At 71.3% G+C, this 22,314-nt stretch carries 17 protein-coding genes and 1 pseudogene; 10 read left to right on the forward strand and 8 right to left on the reverse strand.

The annotated features are described in order from the left end of the window. Positions 1 to 72: 72 nt before the first annotated feature. On the reverse strand, positions 73 to 1,884 hold the full coding sequence (locus tag CAP_RS13900) for a flavin-containing monooxygenase (protein ID WP_197041171.1): 1,812 nt from the start codon (positions 1,882 to 1,884) through the stop codon (positions 73 to 75). 205 nt (positions 1,885 to 2,089) lie between these two features. Between CAP_RS13900 and CAP_RS48030 the strand changes: the two genes are divergently transcribed. Beyond that, a complete protein-coding gene (locus CAP_RS48030) occupies positions 2,090 to 2,503 on the forward strand; it encodes an HlyD family secretion protein (protein WP_197041172.1) in 414 nt (137 codons plus the stop codon). 101 nt (positions 2,504 to 2,604) lie between these two features. Here the strand turns inward: CAP_RS48030 and CAP_RS13915 are convergent, their stop codons facing one another. Beyond that, positions 2,605 to 4,059, reverse strand: a complete 1,455-nt coding sequence (locus tag CAP_RS13915) for an FHA and sigma-54 interaction domain-containing protein (protein ID WP_044240866.1) — start codon at positions 4,057 to 4,059, stop codon at positions 2,605 to 2,607. An 834-nt stretch (positions 4,060 to 4,893) separates the two neighbouring features. Between CAP_RS13915 and CAP_RS13920 the strand changes: the two genes are divergently transcribed. Then, positions 4,894 to 5,697: a hypothetical protein gene (locus tag CAP_RS13920; protein ID WP_156040772.1), complete on the forward strand. Its 804-nt coding sequence runs from the start codon at positions 4,894 to 4,896 to the stop codon at positions 5,695 to 5,697. A gap of 64 nt (positions 5,698 to 5,761) precedes the next feature. Here the strand turns inward: CAP_RS13920 and CAP_RS50350 are convergent, their stop codons facing one another. Then, positions 5,762 to 5,905, reverse strand: coding sequence for a hypothetical protein (locus CAP_RS50350; RefSeq protein WP_156040773.1), 144 nt, complete (start codon positions 5,903 to 5,905; stop codon positions 5,762 to 5,764). A 248-nt stretch (positions 5,906 to 6,153) separates the two neighbouring features. Continuing rightward, positions 6,154 to 7,779, reverse strand: a complete 1,626-nt coding sequence (locus CAP_RS13930; protein ID WP_044240802.1) for an RCC1 domain-containing protein — start codon at positions 7,777 to 7,779, stop codon at positions 6,154 to 6,156. 518 nt (positions 7,780 to 8,297) lie between these two features. Here CAP_RS13930 and CAP_RS13935 point away from each other — a divergent pair. The 4 genes from CAP_RS13935 (at position 8,298) to CAP_RS13950 (ending at position 13,049) form a co-directional block, all read left to right on the forward strand. Then, on the forward strand, positions 8,298 to 9,422 hold the full coding sequence (locus CAP_RS13935; RefSeq protein ID WP_044240804.1) for a PAS domain-containing protein: 1,125 nt from the start codon (positions 8,298 to 8,300) through the stop codon (positions 9,420 to 9,422). Between the two features lie 179 nt (positions 9,423 to 9,601). Next, complete coding sequence (locus CAP_RS13940) at positions 9,602 to 10,498, forward strand: PAS domain-containing protein (RefSeq protein ID WP_044240805.1); 897 nt, start codon at positions 9,602 to 9,604, stop codon at positions 10,496 to 10,498. A gap of 213 nt (positions 10,499 to 10,711) precedes the next feature. Next, positions 10,712 to 11,842, forward strand: a complete 1,131-nt coding sequence (locus tag CAP_RS52275) for a PAS domain-containing protein (RefSeq protein WP_052375141.1) — start codon at positions 10,712 to 10,714, stop codon at positions 11,840 to 11,842. Positions 11,843 to 11,894: 52 nt separating this feature from the next. Beyond that, the gene (locus CAP_RS13950; protein ID WP_052375143.1) at positions 11,895 to 13,049 is read left to right on the forward strand and encodes a PAS domain S-box protein; all 1,155 of its coding nucleotides are present in this window, start codon (positions 11,895 to 11,897) and stop codon (positions 13,047 to 13,049) included. Positions 13,050 to 13,071: 22 nt separating this feature from the next. Here CAP_RS13950 and CAP_RS13955 read toward each other — a convergent pair whose 3' ends face one another. From CAP_RS13955 to CAP_RS13970, 4 genes are all read right to left on the reverse strand, one after another. After that, positions 13,072 to 14,871, reverse strand: coding sequence for a vWA domain-containing protein (locus tag CAP_RS13955; RefSeq protein WP_044240806.1), 1,800 nt, complete (start codon positions 14,869 to 14,871; stop codon positions 13,072 to 13,074). 55 nt (positions 14,872 to 14,926) lie between these two features. Further along, the gene (locus tag CAP_RS13960; protein ID WP_052375145.1) at positions 14,927 to 15,940 is read right to left on the reverse strand and encodes a PAS domain-containing protein; all 1,014 of its coding nucleotides are present in this window, start codon (positions 15,938 to 15,940) and stop codon (positions 14,927 to 14,929) included. Positions 15,941 to 16,024: 84 nt separating this feature from the next. Beyond that, positions 16,025 to 16,747, reverse strand: coding sequence for a sigma-70 family RNA polymerase sigma factor (locus CAP_RS13965; RefSeq protein ID WP_044240809.1), 723 nt, complete (start codon positions 16,745 to 16,747; stop codon positions 16,025 to 16,027). Next, entirely contained in the window at positions 16,744 to 17,067 is a 324-nt protein-coding gene (locus tag CAP_RS13970; protein ID WP_156040776.1) for a hypothetical protein, read from the reverse strand. Before CAP_RS13970 ends, CAP_RS13965 begins: the two co-directional genes overlap by 4 nt. Positions 17,068 to 17,463: 396 nt before the next feature. On the opposite strand from CAP_RS13970, the gene CAP_RS44555 reads away from it, so the two are divergent. The 4 genes and pseudogenes from CAP_RS44555 to CAP_RS13990 all read left to right on the forward strand — a co-directional run. Next, on the forward strand, positions 17,464 to 19,347 hold the full coding sequence (locus tag CAP_RS44555) for a serine/threonine-protein kinase (protein WP_197041174.1): 1,884 nt from the start codon (positions 17,464 to 17,466) through the stop codon (positions 19,345 to 19,347). 5 nt (positions 19,348 to 19,352) lie between these two features. After that, positions 19,353 to 20,273, forward strand: coding sequence for a hypothetical protein (locus CAP_RS13980; RefSeq protein WP_197041175.1), 921 nt, complete (start codon positions 19,353 to 19,355; stop codon positions 20,271 to 20,273). A 20-nt stretch (positions 20,274 to 20,293) separates the two neighbouring features. Then, on the forward strand, positions 20,294 to 21,484 hold the full coding sequence (locus CAP_RS13985; protein WP_197041176.1) for a PEGA domain-containing protein: 1,191 nt from the start codon (positions 20,294 to 20,296) through the stop codon (positions 21,482 to 21,484). Positions 21,485 to 21,614: 130 nt separating this feature from the next. Next, a pseudogene (locus CAP_RS13990) lies at positions 21,615 to 22,314 on the forward strand (hypothetical protein); the annotation flags it as partial.

Raw genomic sequence — 22,314 nt, forward strand, 5'->3', positions numbered from 1 at the left:
CGCAGGCGCTCACCCGCCAGGGGCGCGTGGTGAGCCTTCATGCCTGCAGGCGAGGCGGGCTTCGTCGCGGTCTCAGGAGGCGGGGGGCTTTTCCCCGGGCGTGACCTCCAGGCCTTCGAGGGCGTCGTTCTTGCGCCAGTTGCGCAGGATCTCGATGAAGCCGAGCGTGCCGCCGCCGAAGCCGGCCATGCGGATCATGGCCGGGGTGATGCCGGAGCCCTCGTTGTTGTAGTAGCCGGGGGTGCAGTCGGGGCCGCCGAAGCCGCCGCTCCTCCTCATGCTGCCGAGGATCACCTGCCACCACTGTTCCTGCGCCTGCGGCGTGGGTTCGATGACCTCGATGCCCTTCTTCACGCAACGGTCGATGATGTAGGCGGCGTGCTGCGACAGCTCGTCGAGGACGTGAACGAGGTTGATCGCCCAGCCGCTCTGGGTGGTGCTGATCAGGAGGAGGTTCGGGAAGCCGCGGGTGGTCATGCCGTGGAGCGTCGACGCGCCGTCGGCCCAGCTCTCGCGCAGGGACCTGCCGCCGCGCCCGTGAATGTCGAAGCCGAGGCGGCGGGTGTACTCGGTCGAGACCTCGAAGCCCGAGGCGAAGATCAGGCAATCGACGGGGTATTCCTTGCCGTTCACCACCACGCCGGTGGGGGTGATCCGCTCCACGCCTTTGCCTTCGGTGTCGACGAGCTGGACGTTGGGGCGGTTGAACGTGTCCAGGTATTCGTCGTGGAAGCAGGGGCGCTTGCAGAGCTGGTTGTAATAGGGCTTGAGGGCCTCGGCGGTCGCCTGGTCCTTGACGATCGTGTTCACCCGCGCGCGGATCTCCTCCATCTTGCGGTAGTCGGCGAGCTGGCGAAGCTCCTCGGCTTCCTCGGGGGTGCGGGCGCGGCGGAGCGCTTCGTCCTGGAAGATGTAGGTCCAGCCGTCGCCCACCATGTCGATGTTCTGCGGCTGACCCGAGACGATCGAGGAGAAGTTGTGGACGCGGTCCCGCTGCCACCCGGGCTGCAGTTCCTTGGCCCAGGTCTCGGGGGTGGGCTGGTTGTTCCGCGCGCCGATGCTCGAGGGGGTGCGCTGGAAGACGTAGAGTTGCCTGGCCGAAGCGCCGAGGTGGGGGATCGCCTGGACTGCGGTCGCTCCCGTGCCGATGATGCCCACGCGCTTGTCGGCGAGCTTGCTCAGGTGGCCGCTGGAGTTGCCGCCGGTATAGGCATAATCCCACCGGCTGGTGTGGAAGCTGTGGCCCTTGAAGGTCTCGATCCCGGGGATGCCGGGCAGCTTCGCCTTGTGGAGCACGCCGCCGGCGATGATCACGAACCGCGCGGCGAGCTTGTCGCCTCGGTCGGTGGTGATGTTCCAGCGCCGGGTGTCCTCGTCCCAGTCCATCCCCTCGACCCTGGTCTGGAAGAGCGCCGCCTCGTACAGGCGGAACTGCCGGCCGATGCGCTGGCAGTGGGTGAAGATCTCCGGCGCCTTGGCGTACTTCTCCGTGGGGATGTAGCCGGTCTCTTCGAGCAACGGCATGTAGATGTACGACTCCACGTCGCAGGCGGCGCCCGGGTAGCGGTTCCAGTACCAGGTGCCGCCGAAGTCGCCTCCCTTCTCGACGAGGCGGAAGGAGTGGACCCCCGCCTGGCGCAGGCGCACCGCCGCCAGCATGCCGCCGAAGCCGCCGCCGACGATGAGCACGTCGATGTCCTCGGTCAATGCCGGGCGGGTGAAGCCGGGCTCGACGTAGGGATCCCTGTCGAAGTCGGCGTAGACGCCGCTCAGGTCGACGTACTGGGTGCTGCCATCGGCACGCAGCCGCTTCTCGCGCTCGACCCGGTACTTCTCCTTCAGGGCTTCCGGAGAAAAGGCCACGCCGCTCTTGTCGAAGTCCATCCGCACAGTTCCTTTCTCGATTGCGACCGGCCCTCCCGGTGGCTGTGGTCCTGGCCACGGCCGGCGGAGAGGGGCGGGAGAACCGCTGCTGTCAGCGCTCCTCAAGACTGCGGGGGGGAAGGTTAAGCTGTTTGACTTACTAAGTCAAACGACTTAAAGATCCTTGTCGAGGACAGGCATGTCCGCTGCGACATCTGCTCCCGACATGGTTTCCCAGGCACCTTCTGGGCAAGGAGGCGCCGCTGCGAGCACCCCCGCGAGCACCCCCGCGAGCGCTGCTGCGAGCGCTCCTGTTCCTGCGAGCGCTCCTGCGAAGCCGAAGCGCAGGGCAGGCGCGTTCCTGCCCGTTTCGCTGCTCGTCACCGCTGCCAGCGGCGGTTACTGGTGGACGCAGCGCTTCGCGGAGAGCACCGACAACGCGCAGGTGGACGGCGAGGTGGTCGCGGTATCGGCGCGCACGGGAGGGACTGTGGCGCAGGTGCTCTTCACCGAGAACCAGCAGGTGAAGGCCGGCGAGACGCTGGCCGTGCTCGACGACGAGAGCGCCAGGCGAAGCTCGCGCAGGCGGAGGCCAACGTGGAGGCTGCGGAGATCATCGTGCTGTTCCTGCCCCTGGTGATGCTGCTGGGCAAGCCGCAGCGCGGGGTGAAGGTGGAAGCCGGGCATTGAGGGCGTGAGCGCTCCCGGGCGAGCGAGGCTTCCCTGGGCAGGGCCGGGATGTCAGGGCTCGCCAGGGGCGGCGCGGCGGGCGCGGAGGATCTGGAAGTAGCGGCGGGCGATGCCGGAGGCGGCGGCGGCGCTGCGCACGTTGCCGCCATGCTGGGCGAGGACGCGCTGCACGTAGCGGCGCTCGAACTCCTCGACGACGCGCTCGCGGGCGCGGGCCAGGGGGAGGTCCATGCCGAGGGTCTCTTCCACGACGTCGGTGGTGGAGGCGGCGCTCTCGGTGGCCCCGGCGGCGGCGGCCAGGGTCGCGAGGGAGGGAGGGCTCGCGGTGGAGCTGGGAGGGGGCGGGATGCTGCCGGGGGCCGGGGGGGCTGGCTGGGGGCGCGAGGTCTCGATGGGGGCGGCCTCGCCCAGCGCGACGCGGCGGGCGACGGCGTTGTACAGTTCGCGGACGTTGCCAGGCCAGTCGTAGTCCTCCAGGCGCTCGGCGAAGCCCGGGGGGAAGGGGACGCGCTTGCCGGCGAGCTCCTGCCAGAAGTGGTGGGCGAGGACGGTGACGTCGCCGCGGCGCTTGCGGAGGGCGGGCAGCTCGATGCGGGCGACGGCGAGGCGGAAGAAGAGGTCGTCGCGGAAGCGGCCGGCCTGGATCTCTCGCTCCAGGTCGCGGCGGGTGGCGGCGAGCACGCGGATGTCGACGCGGATCCACCTGGCAGATCCGACGCGCTGGATCTCGGAGCGCTGGATGGCGCGGAGGAGCTTGGCCTGAAGGGCGATCTCGAGATCGCCGATCTCGTCGAGGAGGAGGGTGCCGCCGTGGGCTTCCTCGAAGACACCGCGGCGGGAGTCGCTGGCGCCGGTGAAGGCGCCGCGCTCGTGGCCGAAGAGGGCGGACTCCACGAGGGTGGGGGGGACGGCGGTGCAGTCGAAGACGACGAAGGGCTTGGCGGCGCGGGGGCCCTGCTCGTGGATGGCCTCGGCGAGGACTTCCTTGCCGGTGCCGGTCTCGCCCTCGATGATCACCGGGACGCTCGACGCGGCGAGGCGATCGCAGAGGGGGTAGAGGCGGCGCATCTCTTCGCTGGCGCCGACGAGCTTGCCGAAGCGCACGGCGGGGGTCAGCTCGGGGGCAGGGACGGCGCCCAGGGTCTCGACGCGGAGGACCGTCTCGCCGAGGCGGATCATCTCGCCGCCGCGGAGGTAGACGTCGCCGCTGAGGAGGCCCTGGACGAAGGTGCCGTTGCGGGAGCCGAGGTCGGTGACGCGGAGGCGGGAGCGGGACAGCTCGAAGGCGATGTGGCGGCGGGAGACGAGGCGGTCGGCGAGCACCAGGTCACAGGCGGGGCTGGTGCCAGCGAGGACGCGCGCGGGCATGCCGGGGGCCACCACGATCCGCTTGCCCTCGTCGGGGCCGGCGAGGACGGAGATGGCAAAGCTCTCATCGAGCGAGGCCACCACCGACGGCGAAAGCTCCGTGGTCGTTGCGGCTTCCTCGGCAGTCCACCTGGGCATGGGCGCATATGAGCAGGCCTCGCCCCCGGCGTCACGCTGGTGCTGACACACCGTCCTCGAGGAGGGTGCCGCGGCAGACACGCGCCCCAGCACCACCGCGTCCACCATCGACCGACACGGCGGCACATCCTCCCGGGCTCCCCTCCCCTGCCCCCACGTCGTTCCGTGTGAAGCTGCGTCACGGCGGCGCGTTGCCATGACCTCGGCCCGGGAATGTGCCGTGAGCCACCCCGAAGAACGTCCAGCGCAGGAAGGGTCGGCGTTTCCCCGCAGGTACGCCCGGCACACGAGGGCCGGAACGCGATGGACGGTCCCGGGCACCCGGAAACTCCGGAGGCGCGAACCCGGCATTGCCGTAGACGCGAATGCATCGATGAATCCAGTCGGGAGCCTGCTGTGCCGCCGTGTGCGCACGTGTCCGCACCCGAAAATGAGCACGAATCGCGCGGCAGCGCTTGGACCGGTCGCCGATCGCACGCTACGGTATCTGCACTCGACCCATCCCCCCACCACCGAGGGATTTCAGTGCGCCGAATGAGCCTTTTTCAGCGCCTCGTCGTTGCTGTCGTGTGGATCTGCATGGTCGGAGCGTGCGCGCCGGTGCGCCCCTTCCTGCTGGCCAAGCTGCCAGCAGTGCCGATCCCTGACCTCACGCTCGACGACCCATTCTCCACGGACCCATTCTCCACCGACCAAACCTCCACGGACCCATTCTCCACCGACCAAACCTCCATTGACCAACCCTCCATTCCTGCGCTTCCGTCAGCATCGCTCAGCGGCACGCGTTTCCTGAAATCCATTGCGCAGAGCGACGAGTCGCGGCGGGAACGGCTCGTGCTGGAGGAGATCCGTCGCGGCAATGTCCCCGCCTCGCACCGGACGCTGGTGCGCCTCGATTTCAGCGGTGAATCGCGCTCCGGGCAGAAGCACGACGTGACGCTGTGGGTGATGCCCGACTACGTGTCCATCGGTGACGACGCGGACCACGTGCGGGTGCCGATGACGCCGCTCACGGCGCAGCTCGTGGCGGACCACCTCGGGTACCTCCTGCCCACGTCGCGGATGGTGGACCTCATTCACCAGAAGGCGGCGGTGAGGTTGCAGCCGTATCCGCTGCCGCCGAGTGAGCGCATGGTGCTGATGGAGGAGTTCGCGCGGCACAGCCGGCTCATCGATCGGCAGCTCGGGGAGCAAGGGCTGGTCGGCAGGGGGGCGATGCTCGTGGCGGGGCACAAGAAGGACATCGTGCTGTCGAACCGGCTCTTGTCGGCGCCGCACCGGGTGGCCATCTATGGCTGGCACGATCCGCGCGCGCAGCCGATCCAGCCGCTCAGCACCATTCACGGGGACTGGTATGCCGACTACAGCCACGGGGTGCGGCTGGTGAGCACGACGATGCTGCTCGACGGGACGCCGATGCGGGTGGAGGAGGCGCTGCACGATGTCGACCTGGCGCAGCTCCTCAGCGACGAGGGGCCGATCGTGCGGACGCGCTATCCGACGGAGCTGGGCTTCGGCAAGCCGCGGGGGCTACCGGGTCTGGCGCCCGCGCCCGCGCCCACCCCCACGCCCACCCAGCACCTGGGTCCGGAGCAGGCCCTCGCCTTCTACCAGGGCATTCCCAGCACGGCGCGCTGAGAGCGCGCCAAGGGCGCGCGGGGCACGATCCTTCGGCCTGCCCCGCGCGCTTCATGTCACGTGGTCACGCAGGGCGCGGGGCGTCCTTCGAGGCCTTCGAGGCCTTCGAGGGCTCCGGCACCTTCGGGCCCTCGGGGGGCTGCTCGGGTGTCTCGGTCTTCGGGCCCTTGCCGGGCCTGAGGAGGGTCAGCCCGAAGGCATGGCTCACGGCCGGCTTGCCCAGGCGCTGGGAGGCTCCGCGGGCGGCGCGGCGGGCCTGCCGCGCGAGGGTGGACGTGCCCTCACATGACAGCGACGTGCCCTCTCCTGACAGCGATGTGCCCCAGCCCGACAGTGGCAAATCCTACGTTCCCCAAGTTCGTCCCGGGTCCTCGGCTCGGCGTTCAAGCCAGGTCACGGGGGTAGCGACCATCGGGAGCGTAGGGACCCTGGGTCCCTGCGTTAGGGTACGCAGTACTAGTTGGGGACCTGGAGCTGGCCGTAGCTGTCGTTGCCCCAGCAGAGGATCTGGCCGCCGGTGCTGAGGGCGCAGTTGTGGGTCTGGCCGGCGCTCACCTGGGTGAAGGTGCCGGGGATGGAGTAGCCTGCGGCGTAGGGACCGACGTCGCCCCAGCAGTCGACCTGGCCGTCGGGGAGGAGGGCGCAGGTGTGCGGGAAGAACTTGCTGATCTGCGCGATGGGGCCGGGCTGGTCGTCGCTCTCGCCCCAGTAGTTTTCGCCCCAGCAGGAGGCGGAGCCTTCGGTGGTGAGGGCGCAGTTCGAGGCGTAGCCGGCTTCGACGTCGATGAAGGGGCCGGAGGGGGCGTTGGGCATGCCGTAGGACTCGCCGCCCCAGCAGGTCAAGGTGCCCTCGTTGCGCAGGCCGCAGACGTGGAAGGCGCCGACGGCGATGTCCTTGAAGGTGCCGCTCGGGATGGAGCCGGGCCAGAGGTCGCCCCAGCAGGAGAGGGCGCCGCTCATCAGGACGCCGCAGGCGTGCTTGCCGTAGGTGTCGATGGTGAGGAAGGGACCGGAGACGTGGACGGGGGCCTGGCCGTCGACGTTGCTGCCCCAGCAGGTGACGTCGCGGTTGGTGCGCAGGGCGCAGGTGTAATCGTAGCCGGCGCTGATCTGGAGGAAGGGGCCGGCGACGCTGGGCAGCGCTTGACCGCTGGTGTTCCTGCCCCAGCAGGCGGCGCTCCCGTCGGTCCGGAGGCCGCAGGAGTGGTAGCCGCCGACGCTGACGGCGGTCCATGTGTCTTCCTCGTCGGGGCACTCTCCGCCTTCGAAGACCCAGCTTCCCTCGTCGCAGGCGTACCACTGGAAGTCCCCGCCGCAGATCCGGTCGCCGCAGGGGGTGCCCGAGGCGCTGTTGCCGAGGTAGTCGGTGCCGCCGGAGCAGGCGCAGGTGGTGGGATCCGGGGGAGGCTCGGGGCAGTCCCAGTGCTGGTTGGTCCAGCCGTTCGCCTCGCAGGAGTACCACTTGAAGTCCTTGCCGCAGACGAGCTGACCGCAGCTCGTGCCGGTGACGGGGATGTCCTGGTAGGACATGCCGTTGGGGCAATGGCAGGAGGGGTCGGGGGGTGGGGTGGACGAGCAATCGTCGCGCTCCCAGAGGAGGAAGTCGCGGAGGCCGATGGGGTCTCCGCCGTTCGGGCGGAGGACGTCGAGCTGGAAGGTGCAGAAGCTCTCGGCGCCGATGAAGGAGGAGATGGAGACGGGCTGGCCAGCGTCGTAGGTGCCGAGGAGGACGCCGCCGTTGTGGTCACCGTCGCAGGAGCCGCCGTAGGTCTTGCCGGGGCACCCGTACACGACCACGCGGCTGCCGGCGTCGGCCGGGTCGGTGCAGGTCCCGTCGGTCCAGCCGGAGTAGCAGACGCCTTCGCAAGGGCCCGCGGGGCTGTAGCCCGTGTAGCCCGGGGAGAGGGGCGGGGCCTGGCCGCAGATGCCGGTGACGTGGCCGGACATGCCTGCGTGGCTGCGGGGGGTGGCGGCCACGAAGGTGGCCAGAGCGGCGGTGATGGCCAGCAGGGTTGGGAGGAGGGGGCGGGGCGGTCGAGGGAGAGGTTGGGAGAGCGGAGACGGTTGCTGACGGAGACGCATGTGTTGCTCCTCGAAACTTGATGACGATTGCGTGTCGGAGTCGGTTCATTGCGTGGAGAGGGCTCTCCGGTGGCCTGGAGAGGTACGCCGCGCTGGCCGTACCTCGGGCGCGCCGGGTGCACATCCGGTCACCCCTCCGGCGTGGAGGGGCTGCTCTGGACTTCATGATGTGCGACGCAATGGTTCCCTTCCGGGCGCGGTACGCCGGCTGCTCGGGCGTGGAGGGCTCCGTGAGGGGCCTGTCCGCGGCGAGGGCCGGCGCGGTGCGCTGGCAGGGTCGTTCCGACGGGGAGGATGGTGCCACACGGGGATCTGGCGCGGCAAAACTCTCAGCGCATTTCTGGGGAGTACGCTCGGTCGGTACCTCGTCGTGTCGTCGTGGCGATTCGCCGCCTCTTCACCGCGCGTGGCGCGCGTCGCCCGGATGCCTTTCGTCGGTCACTGCACCATGGTACGCATGGCCTCTTTCCCTGCGGCATGATTGCGGAGGACCCGTGCGCGTTGGAAACCCGGACAGTATGCTCGATACTTTCTTTGCGACCTGTCCTCAGCTCCTTTTCGTGGCAGGAGCGGATGGGCACATCCAGAGGACGAGCAACAGCCTGGATCGCTTGATGGGCGAGGGCAGCGACGCCGGCCTCACCCTGAGCGACCTGGTGCACCCCGAGGACAGGGAGGCATTGCAGGAGGCCTGGGCGCGAATGCAGGAGGGAGGCGCGCCGCTCCATGTCGAGGTCCGGCTGCGCGATGCGCAGGGGGGTTACCAGAGGCTGTCGTGCGATGCTGCCCGCTCTCCCGATGGAGCGGTGGTCCAGGGAGGCTTTCAGCCCATTCCCGTCGAGGAGCGCCACCGCCTGCGGGGGCTGTTCCTGGATACGATGGTCGAGCACGTGCCCGCCGTGGTGTGGGCCCTCGATTCCAGCGGGACGTTTCTGTACCACGATGGGAAGCTCCTCGAAAGCCTGGGGCTCAGGCGTGGTCATTTCGTGGGCGGCAATGTCTGGGATATCTACAAGGACGGGAGCGTCGAGGTCGCCAACCATCTGCGCCGGGCCCTGACCGGGGAGGTCGCCCATTACTTCTCCGAATCGCGGGGGATCCACTGGGAGAACTGGATCATCCCCATCCCGCACGTCCACGAGGGGCAGGAAGCGCCCCTGCCGGTCCTCGGCTTCAGCATCGACGTCTCCAGGGCCCGCAACGCCGAGGACGCGCTCCTGGAGCGGCTCGCGAAGATCGAGCAGCAGCAGGAGATCATCCGGCAGCTCTCGACCCCCATCATCGAGGTCTGGGACGGAGTGCTGACGCTGCCCATGTTCGGCATCCTCGACAGCATGCGCACCGCGGAGGTCATGGACAGCCTCCTCGACCGCATCACCAGCAGCCGGGCGCGCTTCGCGATCCTGGACATGACCGGGGTCGAGGTCGTGGACACCGGCGTCGCCGGCTACCTGATCCAGCTCGTCGGGGCCATTCGCCTCCTCGGCGCCGAGGGCATCGTCTCGGGGATCCGCACGAGCGTCGCCCAGACCATGATCACCCTCGGCGCCGACCTCTCCCAGATCATCACCCACCGGAACCTCCGCGCCGCCCTCGCCTCCTGCATCAAGGCCATGCGCCGCGATCGTCGCTCAGCCGACTGAAACTGGCATTGGCGTGTGCGGCATGACGTCGGCGCTCCGGGAGCGCCCCGTCGTGCGTGGGCCCCCGACGATGCGCCCGTGGGGCACGGCACAGTGCGCGTGCATTCACGACAGGCCGTGGCTTTCGCGGCATGCGTCCTTCTGATACGCCGGATCCCGGGGGCGGCATCGGAGGGACAATGGTCGATCGTCTGCCAGGCGCGACGCTGGATGTGTTCTTTGACACCTGCCCCGAGATGCTCTTCATCGTCGACACCGGCAGCGCATTGCAGCGGATGAGCGCGGCGCTCCGGAGGTGGTTCGGCGCCGGGGATGATTCCACGCTCTCCCTCGCGCTCCGGGTGCATCCGGACGACCGGGCCGCCTTCGATTCGGCCCTGGATCGGCTGCGCGAGGGGATGGAGCAAGAGCAGGTCGAGGTCCGCTTCCGCGACGCTCGCGGCGAGTATCAGCCCCTGTCGTTCCACGCGGCACGCGCCGCCGACGGCGGGAGCCTCCACGGGAGTCTCCGCGCGATGCGCGCGCTACCCGCCAGTGCCACGCCCGCAGGGCAAGCCTCGCCCGCCGAGGCCCCGCCGCGCCCGGTCGACGTGATCCTCCGCGAGCGCTCCCTCATCCTCGACACCATGGCGGAGTACCTGCCGATCTCCATCTGGGCCGTCGACAGCGAGGGGACCTTCGTCTACCACGACGGCCACGCTTCGGAGCGCGCGGGAGTGCGCAGGGGCCAGCTCCTCGGCCAGAATGTCTTCGCGCTCTACGCCGGCAACGATGGGACCGAGGTCTTCCTGCGCCGCGCGCTCGGTGGAGAGATCGTCCACTTCAACGAGGAGCTGCTCGGGGTGCACTGGGAGACGTGGATCATGCCTGCCAAGGGAGAGGGCAAGGTGCCATCCATGGCCATCGGCTTCACCCTCGACGTCTCGAAGAACGAGCAGATCCAGGCGGAGCTGCGGGAGCGGCTCGCGAGGATCGACCAGCAGCAGGAGATCATCCGGCAGCTCTCGACCCCCATCATCGAGGTCTGGGACGGAGTGCTGACGCTGTCGCCCATGTTCGGCATCCTCGGACCATGATCACCCTCGGCGCCGACCTCTCCCAGATCATCACCCACCGGAACCTCCGCGCCGCCCTCGCCTCCTGCATCAAGGCCATGCAGCGCGACCGGATGCTGGCGCACTGAGGCTCGGGCGTGACGCTGGCGCGACAGCGTCGCACCGTCGCCAGCGGCTTCCTTGGCGCACGTCCTTCTGGTAACCCAGGCATGCGGTGCAACGCCGGGAGGGACCATGGGGGAACACGTTCCAGTCGCCCTGCTCGATTCTTTCTTCGCGACCTGTCCCGAGCTGCTGTTCATCGCCGGCCCGCGAGGCGACCTCCAGCGCCTGAGCGGGGCGCTTCAGCGGTGGCTCGGCCCCGAGGCGGGCGCGCCGCTCACCCTCGCGGATCGCGTGCATCCGGACGACAGGGAGGCCTTGAGCACGGCGCTCCGGCGCCTGCGGGAGGGCCCCGAGGCGGTGCAGACCGAGATCCGGTTTCGCGATGCGCAGGGGGAGCACCAGATCCTGCTGTTCCACGCTGCGCGCGACGGCGAGAGCATTCACGGGTGCCTCAGGCCGCTGCCTGACCGCACCACGCCGGTCTCGTTCATCGGCACTGCCGCGCGCACCGTCGACGAGGCGCTGCGGCAGAAGGCCATGCTCCTCGATGGCATGGCCGAGCAGCTCCCGATCTCGATCTGGGCCATCGATGCGGAGGGGACGTTCACGTACCACGATGGGTGGACCCCCGATCGTTCGCGGGTGCGCCCGGGGGACCGGCTCGGCCAGAACGTGTTCGCGCTCTTCGGGGGCCAGGAAGGCACCGACGTCTTCCTGCGCCGCGCCACGGCCGGCGAGGTGATGCACTTCAAGTACGAGCTCAGGGGTACGTGGTGGGAGAACTGGCTCATTCCGCTCGTGCACGGCGGAGAGGCGCCCTACCCGGTCATCGGCTTCACGATGGATGTGACCCAGAGCTCCCGGACGGAGATCGAGCTGCGGGAGCGGCTCGCGAGGATCGACCAGCAGCAGGAGATCATCCGGCAGCTCTCGACGCCCATCATCGAGGTCTGGGACGGGGTGCTGACGCTGCCCATGTTCGGCATCCTTCGCCCAGACCATGATCACCCTCGGCGCCGATCTGTCGCAGATCACCACCCACCGGAACCTCCGCGCCGCCCTCGCCTCCTGCATCAAGGCCATGCAGCGCGAGCGTCGCTCACCAGACTGACCCGGGCACCGGCGTGGGCGCCAGATGCTGGCGCAGCGCGCTGCCGAGGCACTGCGCGCACGTCGCTCACGCTCCGGAGACACGTGGTGTGCGGCACACTTCGAGCCGGATACCGCGCGCTTGCAGCGGTCCATGGCTTTCACGACTAGCGTTCTTCTGATACGCCGGACTGTCTCGGGATGTCTCGGTTCGGAGAGGACGATGGTCGACCGTCAGGATGACGCGACGCTGGAAGCGTTCTTCGATCTCTGCCCGGAGATGCTCTTCATCGCCGACGCTCGAGGTCGTTTCGCGCAGGTGAGCGCTGCGCTGCGGAGGTGGTTCGGCGCGGACGAGGATCCGGCATTCTCGCTCGCCGCTCGGGTGCACCCGGACGACGTGGAGGCGTTCGAAGCAGCCCTGGGTCGCCTGCGCGAAGGCAGCGATGGGGTGGAGGTGGAGATGCGCTGCCGGGATGCCGGTGGCGCGTACCGGCCCGTGTCGTTCCGCGCGGCGCGGGCGAGGGGCAGCGAGCGGCTCCACGGAAGCCTGCGCGATCTGCCGGCGCGCGCCGAGGCGCCGTCAGGGGCCATCGAGGAGACGCTGCGCAACAAGGCGCTGATCCTCGACACGCTGTCCGAGTCGCTGCCGATCGGGATGTGGGCCATCGATGGGGAAGGCACCTTCCTCTACCAGGGCGGGCGCGCTTCGGACAAAGTGGGGCTCCGCCCTGATCATAACGTCGGGCAGAACGCCTTCGTGCTCTACGCCGGCAGCGAGGGGACCGAGGTCTTCCTCCGCCGCGCGCTAGCCGGGGAAGGGGCGCATTTCAGCGAGGAGGCGCTCGGGGTGCACTGGGAGCAATGGGTGCTCCCGGTCCGGGGAGAGGGTGGGCAGTCACCCAGGGTGGTGGGCTTCGCCCTGGATATCTCGAGGTCCCAGCGCATCGAGGCGGAGCTGCGGGAGCGGCTCGCGAGGATCGACCAGCAGCAGGAGATCATCCGGCAGCTCTCGACCCCCATCATCGAGGTCTGGGACGGGGTGCTGACGCTGCCCATGTTCGGCATCCTCGACAGCATGCGCACCGCGGAGGTCATGGACAGCCTCCTCGACCGCATCATCGGCAGCCGGGCGCGCTTCGCGATCCTGGACATGACCGGGGTCGAGGTCGTGGACACCGGCGTCGCCGGCTACCTGATCCAGCTCGTCGGGGCCATTCGCCTCCTCGGCGCCGAGGGCATCGTCTCGGGGATCCGCCCGAGCGTCGCCCAGACCATGATCACCCTCGGCGCCGATCTGTCGCAGATCACCACCCACCGGAATCTCCGCGCCGCCCTCGCCTCCTGCATCCGGGCGATGGGCAAGAGCAAGGGCTGAGGCGGGCGCGGGCCGGAGGCGGTCAGGGCCTCGGCGGAGGGGGGCGAGACGCGCTGCGGGAGCGGCGGAGGCGCAGCAGGACGGCCAGGAAGAAGAGCGCGGCCGCGATGACGCCTGCGCCGACCTTCACCCAGAGGTGGTAGCGCTCCCAGAAGGTGACAGGGAGGAGGGTGGCCTGCGCGTCGATGCCGATGGCGCGGTCCTCGTGTCCGGCAGGCTTCACGGGGCGAAGGCGAACGGTGAAGGTGAGGGGGCCGGTCGCCACCTCGCTGGCTGCGGTGAGGGTGATCTGGAAGGTGCGCGGGCCGGAAGGGTCGAGGTGGAGGGTGGAAGGCTCCAGCGTCAGGCCCGCCTGGCCCTCCACGGTCAGCGCCAGGTCGAAGGGCTGCCCGAGTTCGCTGCCGTCGAGGGAGAGGGTGCCCTGCGCGCCGACGCCCGGAGCCGCGGGGGCGAACTGCACGGGGGCCGCGGCGAGCTTGAGGGGCGTCACCGCGCGCACGACGAGGGGCTGGCTGAGGCGCGTGAGCACGCCCTCCTTGCCCGGGTGGAACGCTGCCTGGAAACAGAGTTCACCGAGCGCGCTCGGTGCCTGCCGGGCGCGGTAGAGGCCATCGGCGCCGCGCCGCAGGAGCACGGGTTTGACGGTCGCGAGCTGGTCCACGCACGCTTGCTTCGCCTGGGCGCCCCGGAAACGCAGCTCGTGGCGGTCCAGGAAGGCGAGCGGCGGCATCTCCCCGGAGGGGGTGGTGAGCCGCACGCGGATGTCGACCTCCTTGCCGATTTCGGTGGTCTCGGGGGCGTCGACGAAGCTCAGCCAGAGGTCGAGGTCTTCCAGGGCAAGGTAGTGCGCCCCGGCGCCGCCGCGCAGCGTGTACGTGCCCGGCGCGGGCCGCTGGAGCGTGATGAGGCGGTAGGCGGCGTCGGTGGAGGGGCGCTGTTCCGGTGTGGCCTCTGCGCCAGGCGCTCCAGGCACCGGCGCGCCAGAGGGGTCGAGGAGGCGGGCGCCTGCGCGCGTGGGGCCCATGAGGGCGACGTCGAGAGAGCGCGCGCCCGGGTGGACCTCGAGGCCGACCTGGCCAGGGGAGACGCCCTTGAGGAGGGTGGTGCCGCGCAGGCGCGCCCAGACTGCCGCGACGAGGCGGGGCAGGTCGGCAGGGTCGGCGGTGACGACGCCGACGCCACCGCTGCGGCGGGCGAGATCTTCGATGAACGCCCGGGGAGCGCTGCGCGAGAGGCCGAAGGCGTAGAGGGGCGTGCTCCGCAGGGTGGGCGCGAGATCGGTGATGATGCGGGCGTGGCAGAAGGCGTCGACGCGGTGCGCGCGGGCGAGGCGCGCGGCCTCGCCGACGGGGCCACGAGGGTCGGGGTCGCAGCCGCCGTCGGTGAAGAGGAGGATGCTTTCGCGGGGGGAAGCGCCAGGCACGGCGGGGGCTTGCTGGAAGAGGCGCCTGGCCTCGGCGAGGCCCGCAGAGAGGTCCGACCAGAGGCCCTCGGTGCCGAGGGTGCGGATGGCCTGCTTCAGGGCGGCGCGGTCCGCGGGAGCGCGGATGGTGATGAAGCCCTGGCTGACGGAGCTGGAGGCGCTGTCGAAGCCGACGATGGCGATGGCGTCGCCGTCGCGGGCGAGGTCCACATACAGCTCCGCCGCAGCCTTGCGCATCTCGCGCGGGTCGGTGGCCCGCAGGGAGGACGACGCTTCGAGCACGAGGACGGTGCGCTCCATCACCGGGAGCGCCGGGAGCGCCGGGAGCGCCTGCGCGGGTGAGGCCAGGAGCGGGGGCGCGGTGAGGACGAGCGCCAGCGCGCAGGCGCCGCGAGCCACGTGGAAACCCTGGATCCGGGCGGCAACTGGTTGCCGGGGAGACACCGAGGGATGGCTACCGGATCGGGCGCGGGCTGGCCAAGGATTGGCGGCGTGAAGACGACACCGGGCCTCCGGCGCGGCGGAGGGCGTAGGAGATGCCGCTCTGCAGGGTGGCGAGGGTGAGGGTGGCGCCGAGGTCCACGCCGCCCTCGGTGAGGGCCTGGGCGAGGGCGGGGGAGATGCCCGTGAGGACCACCTCCGCACCGAGGAGGTTCGCGGTGCTGGCGACCCGCACCAGGGCGTCGGCGACCTGCATGTCCGCCGCGCGGACGCCGGTCACGTCGAGGATCGCGATGTGGGCTTGCTGCGCGGTGATGCCCTGGAGGAGGACCTCCAGGATGCGCTGGGCGCGCTCGCCGTCGATGGCGCCGATGAGGGGCATGGCGACCACCCGGTCGGCGATGGGGATGAGGGGCGTGGACAGCTCGCGGAGCGCGACGCGGTGGGCCTCGATGACCTGCTCCTGGAGGGCGAGGCGCTCGGCGTCGCGGCGGGAGATCTCCTCGGCCTGGCGCGCGATCTCGTCCTCCTGGAGGTGGAGTTCTTCCTCGGAGCGGCGGCGCTCGGTGACGTCTTCGACGATGCCCAGGATGAGGCGGGGCACGCCCTCGTCGTCGCGGCCGTAGACGATGTCGCGGCTGAGGAGCCAGCGCCAGCTCCCGTCGGGTCTGCGGCAGCGGTAGGTGACCTCGAGGACGTCTCCGTCGGCGGCGAGGCGCAGCCGGGCGATGTGCTCGGGCATGGTGGCCATGTCCTCGGGGTGGCCGATGGTGGCCATGAGCGTGCCGCGCATGTGCTGCATCTCCTCGACGCTGTACCCGAGCGACTCGGCGATCTGGCGGTTCGCGTAGAGGTTGGTGCGGTCGTCGAGATCGTAGAGGTAGATGAGGTTGGGGGAGAGGTCGCAGAAGCGGCGGAACTGGTCACGCTCGGCCCTCAGCGCGGCGTTCTCGGCCGTGAGAACGGTGAGCTGCGCGCGGATCGCTGCGACTTCTCGTTCCAGCGCCTGCAGACGGTCTTGATCCATGCGTCTATCCGGGGCCCCTCGGGCATCATGCGCGCTGCTGGTTCGGCGGCGCCTCGCGCGTTCGCCGTCGCCCTCGGCGCCGTGTCATGCGGTGTCCATCCCTGCGCCGTCGAGGTCGGAGGCGGCCGGGACGCCCGTCACCCCCTGCTGCTCCAGGCGTCGACGCAGCTTGTCCATCAGGTCGCGGCATCGTCGCCCGGCGGTGGGTCGGCTCGTCCCCAGCGCCGCGGCCACCTCACGCACCGGGCGGCCTTGCACGAACCGCAGCTCCAGGATGAGCCGCTCCTCGGCGCTGAGCGCCGCGAACTCTCGCCGCAAGGCGCCGAAGGCACGCGCCCTCTCCTCGCGCGCGATGGCCTGTTCCTCCACGGAGGACGATGCCGCGCTCGTCAGCCCTGCCACCATGGCCAGCGCCACCTCCGCGCAAGCCTCGGCGACGCGCGCCCCTGGCTCCTCTTCGGCGTTGCCGAACGGATCCGAGGCCGCCGTGAGGGACGTGGAGATGGACAGGCCGGCCCGCTGCGCCACGGCCAGGGCGAGGCGGGACGCGGGCCGGGTCTCTGCGAACAGCTCCTGCATCGCCCCGAGGACGTGCGACCAGCAGAACACGTCGAACCGGACCTCGCGGGTCGGCTCGTACCGGAGCGCCGCGCCTACGGCGGCAGCCGCGCCCGCCGCGAAGAGCTCCTCCTCGTTCGCGGCGGGGTGCCTGAAGCAGAACACCCGCGCCATCTTCCGCACCCGCGGGAGCGCCGCCTCGACGAGCGCCTGCTGTGCCCGCGTCAACCGCGATGCGCCGCCGCTCACCGGCGCTTCCCTCGGGCGCGAGAGCCGGGCTCCAGCCCTCGCCTGAGCCTCCCGCCTTCCTCCGACGGGGTCTCTTTTGCCCGCGGGCCGCTCTGCTCCACCTGCGCGTCTCGCCGGAGCGCGTCCACCCAGGGTGCGACTACCGGATGCGTCGTCAGCATCATCCAGAGTGCATCCTCGACGGCCGCCGCCTCCGCAGGGGACAGGGCGTCCCGGTAGGGAGCGAGAGCGCGCGCGACCTGCGCTGCGACCACCGGATCGTCGCCGAGGCTCGCCTCGACCGGCGCTGCGCTGCTGCGCATCCGGGAACTGGGGGACATGATCTCGAACGCCTCCGGCCCGCTGAACCACCACGCCCTGCCGGCGCGCCACCGCGCACCGTACCACGACGGCACCTGGATCCCGGAAGGGGGTCGATGAAGAAGGTCGACCATGCAGTGCAGAGCACCTGGTAGGTTTGGGTGGGTCCGCTCGTCAGCAAGTCACACGGATCGACAGAGGCATGTCGTTTTTGTGAGCAGGAGCCGTTCGTCGCCCGATTTCTTCTTAGGGGCCCCGTACGCCGGGGCAGCCCCCCATCCTTCTTCCCTGATCGCTCGCATGCCGCGTCACCGCCACACCTCTGGCTCAGCCGCTCCCCGCGCGCACGGGCGCTCGTCCATGGCTCCGCGTCGAAGCTCAGTGCCGTTGCAATGGCCGGGGCGCGAGACGCGCCGATGAGCTGGCGCCGTTTCCTGCCAGATGCCCGGTGGCTGCCCCTCTGGACAGCCCCGGGAGCGGACGCCCATGAACCGCTCTCGGCCGGCACGCGCCTGCACAAATACCGTGTCACGGCGCTCATCGCCGAGGGTGGCATGGGGCAGGTCTACGAGGCCATCGACGAGTACCTGGACCGGCCCGTGGCCCTCAAGATCCTCGGCCGGGGCCGGGCGCGCGACGCGAGCTACATCCTCGGCCAGCGCAAGGAGGCGCGCATCCTCGCCGACCTCAACCACCCGAACATCGTGCGCCTCTACGACGCGGGCATGGCCGAGGGCGGCCTCGTGTACCTCGTGATGGAGCGCCTCGACGGCATTTCCCTGCGGCGCCTGCTGAAGCGGGTAGGCCGGATCGACGTGAAGAGCGCGCTCTCCATCGCCTTGCAGGTCGTGGACGCGCTCCGCGTCGCCCACGACGGAGGGATCATCCACCGCGACCTGAAGCCGGAGAACGTGATGCTGCTCCGGGATGGCGTGGTGAAGGTCGTGGACTTCGGCGTGGCGAGGCGCGTCGACGGCAACCTGGCGAGCGACGTGTTCGCCAACGTCGGCACCATCCACTACATGGCCCCCGAGCAGGTGCTCGGCCAGGGGGCGACCCGGGCCTCCGACGTGTACGCGGCGGGCCTCATCCTGTACGAGCTCCTGAGCGGGCGGCACGCCTACGCCACGACGACGGGCGAGTTGCCCACCGGCCGGGTGGTGCAGCTCAACCACGTGTATGCCGCGCCGCGGCCTCTGTTCGGCTCGGTCCCGGAGCTGATTCCGGAGAGCCTGAGCGCGCTGGTCGACCGCATGCTCGCCAAGGCGCCCGAGGAGCGCCCCGACGCAGAGACGGTCCACGCCGCGCTCGCCGAGGAGTACGCGCTTTACGCCGCGGCGCACCCGCATGCCGAGGGCGAGTTCGACCGCGCAGCGCGGGCGACCCCCGAGGAGCGTCGCCCGTCGGCGCGGCCGCGAGACCCTGCCCCCCTCGGCGAGCGCGAGGGCGGACACCTCGCCTCCCCTCCCCTCCCCGTCAGCGCGGACGCGCCTGCGAAGCCCGCGCCTCGCGGACGGCTGCAGGAGACCATGCGCATGCGCCCGGAGGAGCACGACGCCGCAGGCAAAGAGTCCGTGCTGCCCCCCGGCTGGAAGTCCCACCCGGAGGTCACCGACCCTGCGGCAGCAGCCGGGAACCGCGTCGCGAACACGGGCGCCCTCGCGGTGAGCGCGCGGCTCTCACGGCCGCGGACCTCCCTCTGGATCGCCGCGCGCTGGGGCCTGCTCTCCTTCGGCGTGGCGGTCGCGGCAGGTCTCGGCATGCGCCTGTGGCAGATGAGGACTGGCGCGCCGCACACCGCCGCAGCGCCGAGCGCCATCCTGAACGCCACGGCAGCGCCGAGCGCCACCCCGAACGCCGCGGCGACATCGAGCCGCTCCCGGGACAGCGCGCCCGCATCGCACGCGGAGGCTTCACCGACAGGCACCTCCTCCGAGCCCACGCCGGAGCCTCCGCGGGTGCTCGCCGACCAGGCTGCGCCCCCGGAGGACGCGCCCGCGTCGACGCACGCTGCACCGGCGGCCGCCCGAGACCCCGCTGTGCCGGCCCCGTCCGGCGAGCCTGCCACACGGGCCCCTGAGGCCACGCCGACGCCGTCGCCTGCGAAGCCCCGCGCGCCACGAGGCGGCGCGACGTCGACAGGCCAGGGCGCTCTCGGCGGCGCTCCCCGACCCTCGGCGCCAGCCGCGCCGCGACCCTCGGCGCCAGCCGCGCCGCGACCCTCGGTCCCGGACACGCCTCGACCCACCGCCACCCCGCCGCCTGGGAGCGCGCCCGCCGCCCCTCCTCGCCCCTTCTGACGCCGATGCCCGCCCGAGAGCACGAAGCTGCCATGCGCGACGACGAGATCAGGAAGTACCTGCCCACCGAGGAGACGCAGCGACGCGCCGCCGATCGCGTCGCCTCGGAGGAGAACAAGCGGCGCGCGCTCGACGACCCTCGGGTTCAGGCAGCGCTGGCGACGCCTGAAGCGGCGCTCGCGGCTGGAGCCCGCGGTCCTCACGGCGCGCAGGTGCGGACACGGCGTGGCGGCCGTCGGCCACCGGTGCAAGGCGCGCAGGCCACGCAAGCCGTCGAGGGGTCGCGCGACCCCGGGCGCCACGCTCCCCCGCGCGCCTGGTCAGGACAGGGCGCCAGCCGCGCGCCACGGAGTCCCTGGCCGTGGTGGCGCAGCGCCATCGGCGCCGCGGTCGCGGTCCTGGCGCCGGCCGCGCTGGTCTACTGGCTGCTCGTCACGGGGAGGACCGGGGCACCCGCGCCCGCCACAGGTGCCGCGCCTCGCGCAGCCGCGCCGACGTCCGCCGAGGAGAGCGCCCCCCGCGCGCCGACGTCCGCCGAGGAGAGCGCCCCCCGCGCGCCGACGTCTTCGCCGGGCGTGCACGAGGCACCGATGCCCCCCGCGGTCGCGGAAGATCCCCCCGCAGCATCGGCAACCGCGGCGCCTCTCCCGCAAGGTGCTGCCACGCAGGCGGAGCGCACGGCCGCGCCTCTTCCTCCCGGCGCGGTGCCGGAGCCGCCTGCGCCGAAGGAAGGGTTTCCAGGCGGGAGCGCTTCTGCAACAGTGCCCCCGTCCTCGGTGCCCGCCCCTGCCGCCGGGAGCGCGGAGACGACGGCGGCGTCGCCGACGACCGCGCCCTCACCTCTTCCAGCGCCGACCCCGATCTCTCCGGGCCCGACGCCGACCACCCGCAAGCCGCCCCCTGGGGGACGCACTCCGGAATTCTGACGATGCGCAGGAGGCCACCGATGCGAACGAAGCGAAGCTGCACTCACCCCTCCCCTTCTCCCTGGCGAGCCACGCTGACGCGCACCGCGCTCGCCTGCGCAGGGCTGGCCTGCGTCGCGCTGCCCTGCGGCGCCTCTGCGGCCGCGGCGCCACCTCCCCCCGCAGCGCCTCCAGCAGCGGCGCCAGCGACGCCATCCACGGCGGCGGCGACCCGTGGGTCGGGGCCTGCGGGCCAGGAGCGTCCCTCCGCGACCGCGGCCGGAGCGACGACCGGAGACGAGGACCTCGCGCAGATGGCGCGCGTCCTGTTCGAGCGCGGCGTCGCGGCGTGGGACGCGGAGAAGTACGACGAGTGCCGCCTCTTCCTCACCGCCGCCTGGCGGATGAAGCAGCACCAGCAGATCTCACTGAACCTGGGGAGCTGCGAGTACAAGCTGAAGCGCTACGTCGACGCGGGTCAGCACCTCGGCCACTACCTGCGCGAGGCGCCCGCGACTCCTGACACCAGGGAGCGGCGCGCCGCGGCGCAGGCGATGTACGACGAGGCCCTGAAGCACGTGGTGCGCATCGAGGTGCGCATCACCCCGCCAGACGCGGAGGTGCTCCTCGACGGCAGCGCGCTCGGGCGCGGCCCCTTCGCCGCCGAGCTGGTCGTCGCGCCTGGCCCTCACGCGCTCGAGCTGCGCGCCGAGGGACACGAGACCGAGCGGTTGAGCCTCACCGGCGCTGCGGGGACGCGCGAGGAGGTCTCCCGGACGCTCAAGCCGGTCGCGGTGGCACCCCCACCCGGCGGAAGCAGCGCCCCACCACCACCTCCGCCACAGCACCCGCGCATGCCGCTGGTCATCGGCGGCTTCGCCCTGAGCGCTGCCGTGGGGCTCGGCGTGGGCACGCTCCTGCACGTCCTCGCCGCGCAGGAAAGCAGCAGCGCCGACGACCTGCTCGCGCACTTGCGAGCTGGAGGCACCCGCTGCGACCCGGCCCCCGGCGACGCCCCGTGCGCGGCCCTGCGCCACATGCGGGAGAACCAGGACGCGCTCGCCAACGGCGGGACGGCGCTGTTCATCGGGAGCGGCGTGATCGTCGCGGGCACTGCGGCGTACCTCCTCGTCACGAAGCTGCGCGAGAAGCCCCGGGCGACGACCAGCCTGCAGGTGCTCCCCCAGGTCGGGCTGCGCGGCGGCGGTCTCGCGATCGGTGGCACGTTCTGAGGCGCGCGGGGCTGCGACGGACGCGATGAAGGATCACGCCTGCGAGGCCACGGGCGCGCGGGACACCGAGAGCAGGTCGGAACGAACACCCGGAGAAGGTCAGACCGGGAGAAGGTCAGAAGGAGCGGACATGGCAAGGACGACACGGCGGAGGGTGGGGCGCGGCCTGGCGGCGCTGGGGCTGATGGCTGCGGCGGGGCTCGGCATGAGCGTGGGATGCTCGAACGCCGCGGGGAGCTGCGAGGAGACCAACTCGTGCCCCGGCGGGGAGGGAGGAGGAGGTAACGGGGGGAGCGGTGGAGGGACACCGGCGGAGTGCGTCCCGAGCCTGAGCAGCGGGGCCGTCGATGAGAGCTGCGGGGTGTGGGTCTCGCGCAGCCGCGGCGATGACGGCAACGACGGCTCCAGGAGCGCGCCCATGGCAAGCCTCCACGCTGCTCTTGAGAAGGCGGTGGCGGACAAGCGCCGCGTCTATGCCTGCGCCGAGGCGTTCGAGGAGGCCGTCGAGGTGCCTGCCGGCGTCACCCTCTTCGGGGGGCTCGACTGCGATGCGGGTGGCGTCTGGCGCGACGGACTCAAGACCACCGTGCAAGGACCGGCCGACGTGCCCGCCCTGCGCTTGCTCGCCGGGGCCGAGCGGAGCACCACCCTCGACGACTTCGTCATCCGCGCGCCCGATGCCGTCACGCCTGGTGCGTCCTCCATCGGCGTGCTCGCCGCGGAGGTCAGCGCCACGCTCACCCGCTGCGAGGTCGTCGCCGGCAACGGTGCCGAGGGAGTTGCAGGTGCGCCGGGTGCCGAACCAGGCGCGCCGGGAGCTCCGATCCCGG

Source organism: Chondromyces apiculatus DSM 436, assembly GCF_000601485.1.
Taxonomy (GTDB): Bacteria; Myxococcota_A; Polyangia; order Polyangiales; family Polyangiaceae; genus Chondromyces; species Chondromyces apiculatus.

What these genes read in the sequence shown, in the direction of transcription:
- CAP_RS13900 (WP_197041171.1), bottom strand. Translation starts at nt 1,884, where the DNA reads ATGGACTTCGACAAGAGCGGCGTGGCCTTTTCTCCGGAAGCCCTGAAG.
- CAP_RS48030 (WP_197041172.1), top strand. Translation starts at nt 2,090, where the DNA reads ATGGTTTCCCAGGCACCTTCTGGGCAAGGAGGCGCCGCTGCGAGCACC.
- CAP_RS13915 (WP_044240866.1), bottom strand. Translation starts at nt 4,059, where the DNA reads ATGCCCAGGTGGACTGCCGAGGAAGCCGCAACGACCACGGAGCTTTCG.
- CAP_RS13930 (WP_044240802.1), bottom strand. Translation starts at nt 7,779, where the DNA reads ATGCGTCTCCGTCAGCAACCGTCTCCGCTCTCCCAACCTCTCCCTCGA.
- CAP_RS13935 (WP_044240804.1), top strand. Translation starts at nt 8,298, where the DNA reads ATGCTCGATACTTTCTTTGCGACCTGTCCTCAGCTCCTTTTCGTGGCA.
- CAP_RS13940 (WP_044240805.1), top strand. Translation starts at nt 9,602, where the DNA reads ATGGTCGATCGTCTGCCAGGCGCGACGCTGGATGTGTTCTTTGACACC.
- CAP_RS52275 (WP_052375141.1), top strand. Translation starts at nt 10,712, where the DNA reads ATGGGGGAACACGTTCCAGTCGCCCTGCTCGATTCTTTCTTCGCGACC.
- CAP_RS13950 (WP_052375143.1), top strand. Translation starts at nt 11,895, where the DNA reads ATGGTCGACCGTCAGGATGACGCGACGCTGGAAGCGTTCTTCGATCTC.
- CAP_RS13960 (WP_052375145.1), bottom strand. Translation starts at nt 15,940, where the DNA reads ATGGATCAAGACCGTCTGCAGGCGCTGGAACGAGAAGTCGCAGCGATC.
- CAP_RS13970 (WP_156040776.1), bottom strand. Translation starts at nt 17,067, where the DNA reads ATGTCCCCCAGTTCCCGGATGCGCAGCAGCGCAGCGCCGGTCGAGGCG.
- CAP_RS44555 (WP_197041174.1), top strand. Translation starts at nt 17,464, where the DNA reads ATGAGCTGGCGCCGTTTCCTGCCAGATGCCCGGTGGCTGCCCCTCTGG.
- CAP_RS13980 (WP_197041175.1), top strand. Translation starts at nt 19,353, where the DNA reads ATGCCCGCCCGAGAGCACGAAGCTGCCATGCGCGACGACGAGATCAGG.
- CAP_RS13985 (WP_197041176.1), top strand. Translation starts at nt 20,294, where the DNA reads ATGCGAACGAAGCGAAGCTGCACTCACCCCTCCCCTTCTCCCTGGCGA.